This window comes from Streptomyces diversicolor, from assembly GCF_057537855.1.
The window spans coordinates 284,168-296,860 of sequence record NZ_BAAJXA010000003.1; the positions used below are offsets into that span (position 1 = coordinate 284,168).

The following is a 12,693-nucleotide window of genomic DNA, read 5'->3' on the forward strand; positions in this document are numbered from 1 at the left end:
CATACGGATCCGGCCGTCGCCGGCGGGCTCAGTGGATGATGCCGGTGCGCAGGGCCACGGCGACCATGCCGGCCCGGTCACCGGTGCCCAACTTGCGGGCGATGCGGGCGAGATGGCTCTTGACGGTCAGTGCGGAAAGGCCCATCGAGACGCCGATCGCCTTGTTCGACTGGCCCTCGGCGACCAGACGCAGCACCTCGACCTCGCGGCCGGACAGTTCGCGGTAGCCGCCCGGGTGGCTCGGGGCGCCCGGGGGGCGGCGGTGCATACGGGCGGCGGCCGCGCCGATGGGGGCGGCGCCCGGTCGGGTGGGGAGCCCGATGTTGGTGCGGGTGCCGGTGACGACGTAGCCCTTGACCCCGCCGGCCAGTGCGTTGCGCACGGCGCCGATGTCGTCGGCGGCGGACAGCGCGAGGCCGTTGGGCCAGCCCGCGGCTCGGGTCTCGGACAGCAGGGTCAGGCCGGAACCGTCCGGCAGATGGACGTCGGCGACGCAGATGTCGCGGGGGTTGCCGATGCGGGGACGAGCCTCCGCGACGGACGAGGCCTCGATGACATCGCGCACACCGAGCGCCCACAGATGGCGGGTGACGGTGGAGCGGACGCGCGGGTCGGCCACGACCACCATGGCGGTCGGCTTGTTCGGGCGGTAGGCGACCAGGCTTGCGGGTTGCTCAAGGAGAACGGACACCAGGCCTCCTGGGGTGCGGGACGGGGCCGGCTCGTGGGGGGTGAAGCCGGGACGAACCGTGCTTTCAAGGTCACAGTCGTCTTCGGCACCAAACCCGTTCGGCTTTAGAGAATGATCACGATCTGGTGAGAACATTCCGTGCAATTCGGACGCGCGATCGATCAGCCGAAGAACGAGTCGGTTCGAGCGGGTTCGCTTCGAGGACCGAAAGTGGCCGTATCGACAAAGAGATGGTCAATGAAAGGGTGATCGTCTCCGGTGACCGGGGCCGTCAGCGGGCCTGCGGGTCCCTGCGCTGCGGCAGGGTCACCACCGACGCGTCGCCGGGCGCGGCCGGCGGCAGCCCCGCGAGCTGCGCCAGCAGATCGCACCAGGAGGCCAGATGGGCCGCCGTGTCCGGCACCCCCGCCAGCCCCTCCCGGGGCGTCCAGGAGGCCCGGATCTCGATCTGCGAGGCGGGCGGGCGCGGGGACAGCCCGCCGAAGTAGTGCGAGCCCGCGCGGGTCACGGTGCCGCTCGGCTCCCCGTACGACAGCCCGCGCGCCTGGAGCGCACCGGTCAGCCACGACCAGCACACCTCCGGCAGCAGCGGATCGGCCGCCATCTCCGGCTCCAGCTCCGCGCGCACCAGCGTCACCAGCCGGAAGGCACCGCGCCAGGCGTCGTGCCCGGCCGGGTCGTGCAGCATGATCAGCCGCCCGTCCGCCAGATCCTGGTCGCCGTCGACGACCGCCGCCTCCAGGGCGTACGCGAAGGGAGCGAGCCGCTGGGGCGCGGGCGTCGGATCCACCTCGATCTGCGGTCGCAGCCGCGCGGTCCGCAACGCCTCGACCGCGGCCCGGAAAGCCGGCGGAGCCGAACTGTCCGTGTGCCGGTCCGTCTCCCGGCCTCCCTTCCCCTCGTCCATCCCACCAGCGCCGTCCGACAGTCGTCCCTGAGCCGCAGCCATGCGGGGAAGAGTAAGGGGAACGGGCGCCTCGCGCAGGGAGAGACACCACCTAAGGACACGGCCGAGGACGCCGCCGCCCCCGGTGCGGGGCCTGGTCCGGCCGGGTTCGGGGCCGTGCGAGACTTTCCGTCGTGAGTGCCAACGCAAGCCCCAGCGGCCAGCAGCCGACAGCCACGTACGACAGCGCCTTCCTCAAGGCGTGCCGACGCGAACCCGTGCCGCACACCCCCGTGTGGTTCATGCGCCAGGCCGGCCGCTCCCTGCCCGAGTACCGCAAGGTGCGCGAGGGCATCGGGATGCTGGAGTCCTGCACCCGCCCCGAACTGGTCACCGAGATCACGCTCCAGCCGGTGCGCCGGCACCACGTGGACGCGGCGATCTACTACAGCGACATCGTCGTCCCGCTCAAGGCCATCGGCGTCGACCTCGACATCAAGCCAGGCGTCGGCCCGGTCGTCGAGCGCCCCGTGCGCACCCGGGCCGACCTCGACCGGCTGCGCGACCTCACCCCCGAGGACGTCACCTACGTCACCGAGGCCATCAAACTGCTCACCCGCGAACTCGGGCCGACCCCGCTCATCGGCTTCGCCGGCGCCCCGTTCACCCTGGCCAGCTATCTCGTCGAGGGCGGGCCCTCCCGCACGTACCACAACGCGAAGGCGATGATGTACGGCGAGCCCGGACTGTGGGCCGACCTGCTCGACCGCCTCGCCGGCATCACGGCCGCCTTCCTCACGGTGCAGATCGAGGCGGGCGCCTCGGCGGTCCAGCTGTTCGACTCCTGGGCCGGCGCGCTCGCCCCCGACGACTACCGGCGCTCCGTGCTGCCCGCCTCCGCCAAGGTGTTCGCCGCCGTCGCCGGATACGGCGTCCCGCGCATCCACTTCGGCGTCGGCACCGGCGAGTTGCTGCACCTCATGGGCGAGGCCGGCGCGGACGTCGTCGGCGTCGACTGGCGGGTACCGCTCGACGAGGCGGCCCGCCGCGTCGGCCCCGGCAAGGCGCTCCAGGGCAACCTCGACCCGACGGTACTCTTCGCCGGCGCGGAGGCCGTCGAGGCGAAGACCCGCGAGGTGCTGGACGCGGCGGCCGGGCTGGAGGGCCACGTCTTCAACCTCGGCCACGGAGTGCAGCCCGAGACCGACCCGGACGCGCTGACCCGGCTCGTGGAGTACGTGCACACACGCACCGCCCGCTGACTCACCACGTCTGCCAGGGCCGGGCCTGCCTGCCGAACAGCAGCCGGGGCGGCTCCGGCGGGGGCGGGGTGCCCGGCCGCAGCGGCAACGCGAACAGCATGCCGACGACGAAGCCGACGATGTGCGCCGCGTACGCCACCGTGCCGGCGCCGGAGACACCGAGACCGGACGAGTACACCGCCTGGAGCACGAACCAGAACCCCAGCACCAGCCAGGCGGGCAGCCTGAGCGGCAGGAAGATCAGGAACGGCACGAGGACCCAGACCCGCGCCTTCGGATACAGCACCAGATAGGCGCCGAGGACGCCGGCGATCGCCCCGGACGCGCCGATCAGCGGTTCGGCCGAGGAGGCGTTGAGCAGCGCGTAGCCGTAGCCGGCCGCGTAGCCGCAGACGACGTAGAAGACGAAGTACCGGACGTGGCCCATGCGGTCCTCGACGTTGTTGCCGAAGATCAGCAGGAACAGCATGTTGCCCAGCAGGTGCAGCCAGCCGCCGTGCACGAACATCGCCGTGAAGACCGACAGCGGCGGCGACTTGTCGTAGGCCGGCGGGGCCACCACGCAACCCGGCCCCTGCGGCCCGACACCCACCGCCCCGGTCGGCACCAGCCGCGGCAACTGACGGTGGATCAGCTCTCGGGGCACCGCCGCGTAGTGGTCCATGAACGCCTGCAGATGGCACAGCTGCGCCAGATCGCCGCCGCCGGCCACGGAACCGGCTATGCCGGGCGTGGCCAGGAAGACGGCGAAGTTCGCGGCGATCAGCGCGTACGTCACCCAGGGGGTGCCGCGCACCGGGTTCACGTCATGGACGGGGATGACCACACAGGAGTACTGCCCGCGACGCGGCGGGCGAATCGGTGAACGCCGCCGGGCGTGGCTGCGTATCCCCTTGCAACCGACGTGAGGACCAGGCGATGAACGACCGAGTCACCCCTCAGACATTCCCCGCGATGCAGGCCCTGCCGGACGGCGAGGCGGAGATCTCCCTCGTGGTGCGGCTCCCCTGGGAGGACGTCGCCCGGCTCGGCCAGGAGGCCGGGCGGCTCGCCGCGCAGATGCAGCGGCCGGTGACCCTCGACGAGGCGGTCAGCCACCGCCTGCGATCCGTGCGCGCGACCGCCTCCCACGCGAAGCCCGCCGCGGAGCAGCCACAGGCCATGACATCCAGCGCGTCCGTGGCATCGCTGCCACGAATCAGCGGCACGGCGTAGCTCCGCTGGCCCTGCCGCGCTATGTCGTCGTTCGTCTGCGGCTCCGTCGTGGCTGGTCGCTCCCCCAAGTTCTCGGCTTCGCTCGAACAGGGGGGACCCCCATCGCGGCGGAGCCGCATATCAATACAGCCTCGCGCCCCTTTGGGGGCGCTGTCAGGGGGCGCTGAGGGGTGGGGCCGGGGTGGCCGGGAGGGCTGCGGTGGGGGTCCTTGGTGAGACCGTCTGCCCCGGCCCGCCCTGGCCGGGGGCTTCAGCGTGTTCGTGCCGCCGCGGCCGGGGGATCAGCGGGGCGGGGCTGTGGGGGTGGTGGCGCGTACCTTGGTCGCCGCCTTGCGGGCCGCCACCAGGACCGGGTCCCACACCGGTGAGAACGGCGGCGCGTAACCCAGGTCAAGGGCCGTCATCTCCTCGACCGTCATCCGAGCGGTCAGCGCCACCGCGGCGACGTCCACGCGCTTGGCCGCGCCCTCCCGGCCCACGATCTGCACCCCGAGCAGGCGGCCCGTGCCGCGCTCGGCGAGCATCTTCACCGTCATGGGGGAGGCGCCGGGGTAGTAGCCGGCCCGGCTGGTCGACTCGATGGTGACCGTCTCGAACCGCAGGCCCACCCGGCGCGCGTCCTTCTCGCGCAGCCCGGTACGGGCGATCTCCAGGTCGCAGACCTTGCTCACCGCCGTGCCGACCACGCCCGGGAAGGTGGCGTACCCACCGCCGACGTTGGTGCCGATGACCTGGCCGTGCTTGTTGGCGTGGGTGCCGAGGGCGATGTGCCGCTCCTGGCCGGAGACCAGATCGAGCACTTCGACGCAGTCGCCGCCGGACCAGATGTTCTCCTGGCCCCGGACGCGCATCGCCAGGTCGGTGAGCAGCCCCCCGTGGCGGCCGAGCGGCAGCCCCGCCGCCCGGGCGAGCGTCGTCTGCGGGCGCACGCCGATCCCGAGGACGACCACGTCGGCCGGGAACTCGGCGTCCTCCGTCGCCACCGCCCGCACCCGGCCGTCGTCCCCCGTGAGCAGCTTGGTGACGGCCGCGTCGTTGACCATGGTGATGCCCAGGCCCTCCATGGCCCGGTGCACCAGCCGGCCCATGTCCGGGTCGAGCGTGGCCATGGGCTCCGCGCCCCGGTTGACGACGGTCACCTCGTAGCCGCGGTTGATGAGCGCTTCGGCCATCTCCACACCGATGTAGCCCGCGCCGACGACGACCGCGCGGCGGCCCTCGGTGTGCGCCAGCGTGTCCAGCAGGGCCTGGCCGTCGTCCAGGGTCTGCACGCCGTGCACGCCGGGCGCGTCGATCCCCGGCAGGTCGGGGCGTACGGGCCGGGCGCCGGTCGCGATCACCAGCTTGTCGTACGACGTCCAGGACTCGGCACCGGAATCGACGTCACGCGCGCGTACCCGTTGCCGGGCCACGTCGATCTCCGTGACCTCGGTGCGCATGCGCAGGTCGATGTCCCGCGCGCGGTGCTCCTGCGGCGAGCGGGCGATCAGCTGATCGCGTTCGGGGACGTCGCCGCCCACCCAGTACGGGATGCCGCACGCCGAGTAGGACGCGAAGTGGCCGCGTTCGAACGCCACGATCTCCAGCTCGTCGGGGCCCCGCAGCCGCCGCGCCTGCGACGCCGCGGACATCCCCGCGGCGTCACCGCCGATCACGACGAGCCGTTCGGTCCCGCCCCGCGCACCGCTCACACTCATGCGAACACGCTACGACCACAAAGCATCCCAACCCCACCGGGGCCCCACACCGGCCTTGCCGGCGTTTCAGGGACGCGGGGAACGACGCGCCGAGCCACAAAAATGCCGCACCTGGTTAGGCGCCCCGGGCCCACGCCGGCCTCTTGGGCGCCGTCCGGCATTTCAGGGGCGCGGGGAACTGCGCGCCCAGCCACAACGAATGCCGCACCTGCCCACCGCCAAACCGAGGCACTTGGTGAGGCGCCCGCAGTCCCACGTCGGCCTCTTGGGCGCCGCCCGGCGTTTCAGGGGCGCGGGGAACTGCGCGCCCGGCCACGACGAATGCCGCACCCGCCGCCCCGCAAACCGAGGCACCCCATTAGGCGCCCGCCGACACACCGCCGCGCTCGCCGTCGGGCCCCTCGTCGTCCATGGCGGCCGGGGCCGGGCGGCGGGCCTGGGGGAGCGGGCCCACGGTGCTGGCCGCCGCAGGCGACGCAGACGCAGGCGACGCGTGGCGCGGCAGGCGGGACCGCAGGACCCGTACCCAGCCCAGGACGAGCAGCGCCGCCAGAGCCGCGAAGGGCAGCACCGCGCCCAGGGCCAGCGCGATCCAGCGCAGCATCGTGACGAAGACGTGCCAGCCGCCGGACACGGCGTCCAGGAATCCGGGGGTGTCGTCCTTCGCCGTCTCCTTCTCCGGCGCCTCGGTCAGCGTCAGGGTGATGGTCGCGAGGCTCGTGCGGTCCTTCAGGGACGCCTGCTGGGCGAGCAGCGCCTCCAGATCGGCCTCGCGGCTGCTCAACTCCCGTTCCAGGGTGACCACGTCGCTGAGCCGGCCCGCCCGGTCCATCAGCTCGCGGATCCGGGCCACGCTGGCCCGCTGGGAGGCGATGCGGCTGTCCACGTCCACGATCTGGTCGGTGACGTCCTCGGCCCCCGCCGTGCGCGAGATCAGCTTGCCCGTGCCCTGGAGGTCTTCGAGGACCTTGTCGTACGCGTCGGCGGGCACGCGCAGGACGACTCGGGTGCGCTCATGTCCCCCGGAGCCCCGGCTGGTGCGCTCCCGGCCGACGAAGCCCCCCGCGCCCTCCGCGGCGGTGCGGGCCTCGTCCAGCGCCTTGGGCACGTCCGTGACCCGCACGGTCAGGGAGGCGGTGCGGATGATGTGCTCGACGGTGATCCGGGGCCCCTTCGGGGCCGTCTTGGCGGTGTCCGTCCGGCCCGGCCCTGCGGCCTCGCCGACCGCGTCGGAGCCGGCGGCCGTACCCCGCTGCGCCGCGCTCTTCGCGGCGGCCTTGTCGTCGCCGCTGCTCGCGGTGTCGGCGGCCCCGCAGCCGGTCAGCGTGACGGCGGCGGCCAGCAGGATGCCGGCCAGGGCGGGCACGGGGCGTACGGAGCGTGGTGTGCGCATGTGGCGGTTCCCCCCAAGGGATTGGCGCGAGGGTTCGTGAAGACTGACGCTCCTTCGACGCCGCACCCGGACGGGACGTTGGCGGGGCACGGTCCCGATGAGGTCACGGTCACGACGCGAGCTGGACACGAGGCGCCGATCGGGCCGTCGGCGGTGTCTGAGAGGGTGGACGCATGAACGGATCGGGTACGGACACGGGTCATGTCGTCGTCATCGGAGCCGGGATCGCGGGACTGGCGGCAGCGCACCGGCTGCTGGACCGCGGGGCGCGGGTGACCGTGCTGGAGGCGGCGGACCGGGTCGGCGGCAAGCTGCTGCCCGGCGAGATCGCGGGCGTGCGGGTGGACCTGGGCGCCGAGTCGATGCTCGCCCGCCGGCCGGAGGCGGTGGCCCTGGCGCGCGAGGTGGGCCTCGCGGACCGGCTGCGCACACCGGCCACCACGACCGCCTCGATCTGGACCCGCGGCGCGCTGCGCCCCCTGCCCAAGGGACATGTGATGGGCGTGCCCGGCACGGCGTCCGCGCTGGCCGGCGTGGTCTCCGAGGAAAGCCTCGCGCGCATCGACCGCGAGGCCGGCCTGCCGCGCACCGAGACCGGCGACGACGTGGCGGTCGGGGAGTACGTGGCGGCGCGGCTCGGCCGCGAGGTCGTCGACCGCCTGGTCGAGCCCCTGCTCGGCGGGGTGTACGCGGGCGACGCGTACCGCATCTCGATGCGCGCGGCCGTCCCCCAGCTGTTCCAGGCCCTGCAGACCCACGACTCCCTCACCGCCGCGGTCCGCGACCTCCAGGCGCGGACCGCCGCGGACCCGCGGCCCGGCCCGGTCTTCCAGGGCATCGAGGGCGGGGTGGGCCGGCTGCCGCTCGCGGTCGCCGAGGCCGTGCGGGCCCGCGGCGGCGCCGTCCTCACCTCGACAGCGGTGACGGAGCTGCGCCGGGAGGCTGCGGGCGGCTGGCGGGTGGTCGCCGCCGACCGGGTGCGGCACGCCGACGCCGTCGTGGTCGCGGTGCCCGCGCCCGTCGCCGCCGGGCTGCTGGCCGCCGAGTCCCCCGGCGCCGCAGCCGAACTGCGGGCCGTCGAATACGCCTCCATGGCCCTGGTCACCCTCGCCTACCGGCGGGACGCCGTCACCCTCCCCGAGGGCAGCGGCTTCCTCGTGCCCCCCGTCGACGGGCACACCGTCAAGGCGTCCACCTTCGCCTCCCGGAAGTGGGGCTGGATCGCCGAGGAGGACCCGGGGGTGTTGGTGCTGCGCACCTCCGTCGGGCGGTACGGCGAGACGGAGATCCTGGGCCGCGAGGACGCCGACCTCGTCGACGTCTCCCGGCACGATCTGCGCGAGGCCACCGGCCTGACCGCAGCGCCCCTTGAGACCCGGGTCACCCGCTGGACCGAGGGCCTGCCCCAGTACCCCGTCGGCCACCACGCGCGCGTGGCCCGCATCCGCGAGCACGTCGCCAAGCTCCCGGGCCTCGCCGTGTGCGGCGCCCAGTACGACGGCGTCGGCATCCCCGCGTGCGTCGCGAGCGCCGAGGCCGCCGTTGACCGGCTCGCGGGCGACCCGCGCGGGGGCGGCGCCGCCGGCGCTGAGCCGACCGGCCACCCGGTGCACGGCTCGCGGAGCGGAGCGGGAGAATAGGCACATGAGTGACGACGCCCCCACCACCGAGTCCGGCAGGATCCCCAACAAGGGCAAGCTGGCCAAGGACCTCAACGCGGTCATCCGCTACACGCTGTGGTCCGTCTTCCGGCTGAAGGACGCGCTGCCCGAGGACCGCACCGGCTACGCCGACGAGGTCCAGGACCTGTTCGACCAGCTCGCCGCCAAGGACGTGACGATCCGCGGCACCTACGACGTCTCCGGGCTGCGTGCCGACGCCGACCTCATGATCTGGTGGCACGCCGAGACCAGCGACCAGCTCCAGGAGGCGTACAACCTCTTCCGCCGCACGAAGCTGGGCCGCGCGCTGGAGCCGGTGTGGTCGAACATGGCGCTGCACCGCCCCGCCGAGTTCAACCGCGCGCACATCCCGGCGTTCCTCGCCGACGAGACGCCCCGCGCCTACGTCAGCGTGTACCCCTTCGTGCGCTCCTACGACTGGTACCTGCTGCCCGACGAGGACCGCCGCCGGATGCTCGCCGACCACGGCAAGATGGCCCGCGGCTTCCCCGACGTGCGCGCCAACACGGTCGCCTCGTTCTCGCTCGGCGACTACGAGTGGATCCTCGCGTTCGAGGCCGACGAGCTGCACCGCATCGTCGACCTCATGCGCCATCTGCGCGGCTCCGAGGCGCGGCGGCATGTACGCGAAGAGGTGCCCTTCTTCACCGGCCGCCGCAAGGAGATCGGCGAACTGGTCGCGGGCCTCGCGTAAACGCTCCGCTGGGTGTGCCGCGCTGTGCCGTCGGTTGTCTGCGGCTTCGTCGTGGCTGGTCGCGCAGTTCCCCGCGCCCCTTCGGGACGCTCCTGTTGGGGCGCTGTCAGGGGGCGTCGGGGGCCGGGGTGACCGGGAGGGCTGCGGTGGGGGCGACCGGCGGCGGGGTGGTGTCGGACGCGGACGGCGGGCCGCTCGCCGCCAGGTCCCGGGACAGCGCGGCGAAGTCGACGTAGCCCGTCGCCTCCAGGACCTTGATGTGGTCAAGGACGGTGGCGTTGGCGTCGTCGGCGAGATCGCGCACCAGCGCGTTCTGGGTGCCCGCCCGGACCTGGGCGACGACCGAGAACACCTTGCCGTGCGCCAGCCTGAGGATGTTGGCGAACGCGCGGTCGAAGTCAGTGCCCTGCGCGGCGTTCAGCTCCGCCAGCCAGTCCCGCTGCTGCGATGTGGGCGCGTTGGGCAGGGCAAGGCCGAGCCGCGAGGCGACGAGGCGGACGTGCGCGTCCAGTGTCGTGTGTCCGTCGACCAGATGCTGTCCGGCCGTCCGTACCGCCGCCGTGGTGCCCTTGCGCTCCGCCAGTTCACCGGCCGGCAGTTCCCACAGCCCGGCCAGCCTGACCCTGGTGACGAAGTCCTGGTCGAGCGCGGAGAGCAGGCCGTACGGTGTGGTCCGCGTCCGCGTGCTCAGCACGTCCGCGCCGGTCGTTCCCGATCGGTCGGCGTAGGACCAGACCGGGAAGATCAGCGCCGCGAGCGTCGCGGCCAGGCCCGTGATGATGAGCCCGGTGCCGCTGAAGATGCCTCTGCCCTTGATCGGGGGTCGCGGTCGCATGGTGCCTCCTGCTTGCGGCACCGCGTTTCCGGTGTGCGTCGGTGGGTGCGGGTTGGCATAGTACTGCGCGGACCGTCCCGGCCGTGCTGTGGCAGAACCGGGCGAAGCATGCCGAACCGGAAGTGAAGTAGGCAACAGCGCACGGCCGTTGAACCCACCGCGCCCCGCCCGGACCACACCACACCGCCCCATCCGTCACCCCTCACTCCCGGCGCCGGCCGGGGCGGCCGGAAGTCGACGGGTGTCGTGTCACGGCCGTCGGGCCAGCGCTCGGCGTGCCGCCCGGCCGATCCGGGCGACCGGGCGCCGGGAGCGTGGCACCGGTCCCGAGCGCTCCAGCCACCAGGTGCGCAACTCCCGCCGTCCCCCGGCGTCCTCGGGGTGCCGCGCGTTCAGCAGATGCGCGACGAAGTCCAGCGCGTCCCGGCGGTATCCGCCGGTCATCGGCTGCCCCTGCGCATAGTCGAGGAACGCCGGGCGGTAGCGGGTACCCAGGATCCGGGGCAGTTCGGGCGCGACCTTGGCCACCACGTCCGCCCGCTTCGCGGCGAGCGCCCGCGCCTGCACGCCCATCCGCACCCGGTCGAAGCCCTCGGGCAGCGGAGTCCCGGCGACCAGCGCGGACAGCACCGCCGCCTGGGCGAGCGCGACCCGCTCCCGGTCGGGCTCTTCGGCCGGCCGCGGGGCGGTGAGCGTCGTCGCCCGCGGGGCCGGCCGCGTCCCGGCGGCGCGGCGGTTCGCGGAGCCCTCCTCGACGGACGTCCGTATGGCCGTCAACTCCCGTTCCAGCTCCGCGGTTTCGGGGAAGTTCTCGTCGCGCTCCAGCAGCACCCCGGGCGGCGTGACCCGGGAGGCCAGATCGGTCAGGATGTCGAGGACGGGCCGCGGGACGGGGTGGGCGTGGCTGTCGTGCCAGACGCCGTCGCGCTGGAATCCGCCCGCGACATGCACGTACGCGATGGCCTCAAGCGGCAGTTCGGCGAGTGCCCGGGCCGGGTCGTCGCCGCGGTTGACGTGGTTGGTGTGCAGGTTCGCCACGTCGATGAGCAGCCGCACACCGGTCCGGTCGGCCAGCTCGTACAGGAACTGTCCCTCGGTCAGCTCCTCGCCGGGCCAGGAGATCAGGGCGGCGATGTTCTCCACGGCGAGCGGCACCGGCAGGGCCCGCTGGGCGATGCGCACGTTCGCGCACAGCACGTCCAGGGCGTCGCGGGTGCGCGGCACGGGCAGCAGATGGCCCGCCTCCAGGCGCGGGGAAGCGGTCAGCGGGCCACCGGCCCGGACGAACGCGATGTGCTCGGTGACCAGGGGCGAGCCCAGTGCCGTCGCGCGTTCGGCGAGGGCGGTCAGCCGGCCCTCGTCGGGCCGGTCCGCGTCGCCGAGACCGAGCGAGACGCCGTGCGGGACCACGGTGACCCCGCGTTCGCGCAGCCGCAGCAGCGACGCGGGCGGATGCCCGGGGCACACGTTCTCCGCGACGACCTCGACCCAGTCGATGCCCGGCATGCGTTCCACGGCGTCCGCGATCTCCGGCCGCCAGCCGATCCCCGTCCCCAGTCGTCGCATCGCCCGTCCCCTCCCGTGCCTCCTCGTCGCCGTCGTGGCGTGACGGAGGTATGGCCCCGCCGTCCGCCACCGAATCCCGCCGCCCGCGTCTTCAGAGCAACATTTGAGGTTCCCGGCGGTCACGGCGCCGCGGTCCGGTGGCCTGCGCCGCGGTCCGGGGAACAGTTCGGCCGGAGCTACCAGGAGTGCCGTGCGACGGATTCATTGAGCCGCTCGACGCACCGGCTCAGGCGTTCCAGATCCTCGTCGGACCAGTCCAGCAGCAGCGCCTCCAGGAGCCGGGAGCGGTGAGCGGTGGCCCGGGTGAGGAAGTCACGTCCGGTTTCCGTCAGTTCCACCCTGCGTGTGCGCCGGTCCACGACGTCCCGGACCCGGCGGACCAGGTCCTGTGCGACCAGTTGGTCGACGACGCGTACGGCGCGAGCCCGGTCGGTCAGCAGCAGCTCGGCGATGTCGGACAGGGCGGGCGGGGGCGGTGAACTGGCCTCGACGAAGCGCAGCACCCGGTAGCCGGTCGCCGTGACCTCTCCCGGCAGCCCGCTCAGGAAGCGCTCCCTGACCACGGGCCCGTACAGCCCGAACCGCCCGTGCCGCAGCTCCCGCAGCGCGGAATCCAGCCCGCGTACCGCGTCCGCCCGTTCGTTCACACCGACAGCCTGCTGTCCACCACCGGGCGTCGCAATCACCGGCGCCGAAATGGTTGTCAAGGTTTGGACTCCGGTTGCCTTTGCAGCCGAGGCGATTGGCGCACTGTTCACGGCTCGCCGGTGTC

At 73.4% G+C, this 12,693-nt stretch carries 12 protein-coding genes; 4 read left to right on the plus strand and 8 right to left on the minus strand.

The window, feature by feature from the left end; all coding sequences use genetic code 11:
- Window positions 1-28 precede the first annotated feature (28 nt).
- The gene (locus AC27LF_RS04930; RefSeq protein WP_030041211.1) at window positions 29-691 is read right to left on the minus strand and encodes a response regulator transcription factor; all 663 of its coding nucleotides are present in this window, start codon (window positions 689-691) and stop codon (window positions 29-31) included.
- Between the two features lie 271 nt (window positions 692-962).
- Window positions 963-1,640 carry a DUF3000 domain-containing protein gene (locus tag AC27LF_RS04935; protein ID WP_479659720.1) on the minus strand — a complete coding sequence of 226 codons (678 nt, stop codon included), beginning with the start codon at window positions 1,638-1,640 and terminating at the stop codon, window positions 963-965.
- A gap of 131 nt (window positions 1,641-1,771) precedes the next feature.
- On the opposite strand from AC27LF_RS04935, the gene hemE reads away from it, so the two are divergent.
- Window positions 1,772-2,839, plus strand: a complete 1,068-nt coding sequence (hemE, locus tag AC27LF_RS04940) for a uroporphyrinogen decarboxylase (RefSeq protein WP_479659719.1) — start codon at window positions 1,772-1,774, stop codon at window positions 2,837-2,839.
- 1 nt (window position 2,840) lies between these two features.
- On the opposite strand, the gene AC27LF_RS04945 is transcribed toward hemE, so the two are convergent.
- Window positions 2,841-3,665 carry a rhomboid family intramembrane serine protease gene (locus AC27LF_RS04945; RefSeq protein WP_479659718.1) on the minus strand — a complete coding sequence of 275 codons (825 nt, stop codon included), beginning with the start codon at window positions 3,663-3,665 and terminating at the stop codon, window positions 2,841-2,843.
- A 92-nt stretch (window positions 3,666-3,757) separates the two neighbouring features.
- Between AC27LF_RS04945 and AC27LF_RS04950 the strand changes: the two genes are divergently transcribed.
- Window positions 3,758-4,054 (plus strand): hypothetical protein, encoded by a 297-nt coding sequence (locus AC27LF_RS04950; protein WP_388705975.1) that lies wholly within the window; start codon window positions 3,758-3,760, stop codon window positions 4,052-4,054.
- Between the two features lie 281 nt (window positions 4,055-4,335).
- Here AC27LF_RS04950 and AC27LF_RS04955 read toward each other — a convergent pair whose 3' ends face one another.
- Both AC27LF_RS04955 and AC27LF_RS04960 read right to left on the minus strand, forming a co-directional pair.
- Window positions 4,336-5,751: an FAD-dependent oxidoreductase gene (locus tag AC27LF_RS04955; RefSeq protein WP_479659717.1), complete on the minus strand. Its 1,416-nt coding sequence runs from the start codon at window positions 5,749-5,751 to the stop codon at window positions 4,336-4,338.
- Between the two features lie 358 nt (window positions 5,752-6,109).
- Complete coding sequence (locus AC27LF_RS04960; RefSeq protein WP_479659716.1) at window positions 6,110-7,144, minus strand: DUF4349 domain-containing protein; 1,035 nt, start codon at window positions 7,142-7,144, stop codon at window positions 6,110-6,112.
- A gap of 173 nt (window positions 7,145-7,317) precedes the next feature.
- Here AC27LF_RS04960 and hemG point away from each other — a divergent pair, with 173 nt between their 5' ends.
- Both hemG and hemQ read left to right on the plus strand, forming a co-directional pair.
- A complete protein-coding gene (gene hemG / locus AC27LF_RS04965; RefSeq protein ID WP_479659715.1) occupies window positions 7,318-8,784 on the plus strand; it encodes a protoporphyrinogen oxidase in 1,467 nt (488 codons plus the stop codon).
- 4 nt (window positions 8,785-8,788) lie between these two features.
- On the plus strand, window positions 8,789-9,520 hold the full coding sequence (gene hemQ, locus AC27LF_RS04970) for a hydrogen peroxide-dependent heme synthase (RefSeq protein ID WP_479659714.1): 732 nt from the start codon (window positions 8,789-8,791) through the stop codon (window positions 9,518-9,520).
- Window positions 9,521-9,626: 106 nt separating this feature from the next.
- On the opposite strand, the gene AC27LF_RS04975 is transcribed toward hemQ, so the two are convergent.
- From AC27LF_RS04975 to AC27LF_RS04985, 3 genes are all read right to left on the minus strand, one after another.
- On the minus strand, window positions 9,627-10,355 hold the full coding sequence (locus AC27LF_RS04975) for a DUF4142 domain-containing protein (RefSeq protein ID WP_479659713.1): 729 nt from the start codon (window positions 10,353-10,355) through the stop codon (window positions 9,627-9,629).
- A gap of 249 nt (window positions 10,356-10,604) precedes the next feature.
- A complete protein-coding gene (locus AC27LF_RS04980) occupies window positions 10,605-11,921 on the minus strand; it encodes an MbnB/TglH/ChrH family RiPP precursor modification enzyme (protein ID WP_479659712.1) in 1,317 nt (438 codons plus the stop codon).
- Window positions 11,922-12,097: 176 nt separating this feature from the next.
- Entirely contained in the window at window positions 12,098-12,568 is a 471-nt protein-coding gene (locus tag AC27LF_RS04985; RefSeq protein WP_479659711.1) for a MarR family transcriptional regulator, read from the minus strand.
- Window positions 12,569-12,693 lie beyond the last annotated feature (125 nt).

Coding starts and splice junctions, on each gene's coding strand:
- AC27LF_RS04935 (WP_479659720.1), bottom strand. CDS start 1,640: ATGGCTGCGGCTCAGGGACGACTGTCGGACGGCGCTGGTGGGATGGAC.
- AC27LF_RS04950 (WP_388705975.1), top strand. CDS start 3,758: ATGAACGACCGAGTCACCCCTCAGACATTCCCCGCGATGCAGGCCCTG.
- AC27LF_RS04955 (WP_479659717.1), bottom strand. CDS start 5,751: ATGAGTGTGAGCGGTGCGCGGGGCGGGACCGAACGGCTCGTCGTGATC.
- AC27LF_RS04960 (WP_479659716.1), bottom strand. CDS start 7,144: ATGCGCACACCACGCTCCGTACGCCCCGTGCCCGCCCTGGCCGGCATC.
- hemG (WP_479659715.1), top strand. CDS start 7,318: ATGAACGGATCGGGTACGGACACGGGTCATGTCGTCGTCATCGGAGCC.
- hemQ (WP_479659714.1), top strand. CDS start 8,789: ATGAGTGACGACGCCCCCACCACCGAGTCCGGCAGGATCCCCAACAAG.
- AC27LF_RS04975 (WP_479659713.1), bottom strand. CDS start 10,355: ATGCGACCGCGACCCCCGATCAAGGGCAGAGGCATCTTCAGCGGCACC.
- AC27LF_RS04980 (WP_479659712.1), bottom strand. CDS start 11,921: ATGCGACGACTGGGGACGGGGATCGGCTGGCGGCCGGAGATCGCGGAC.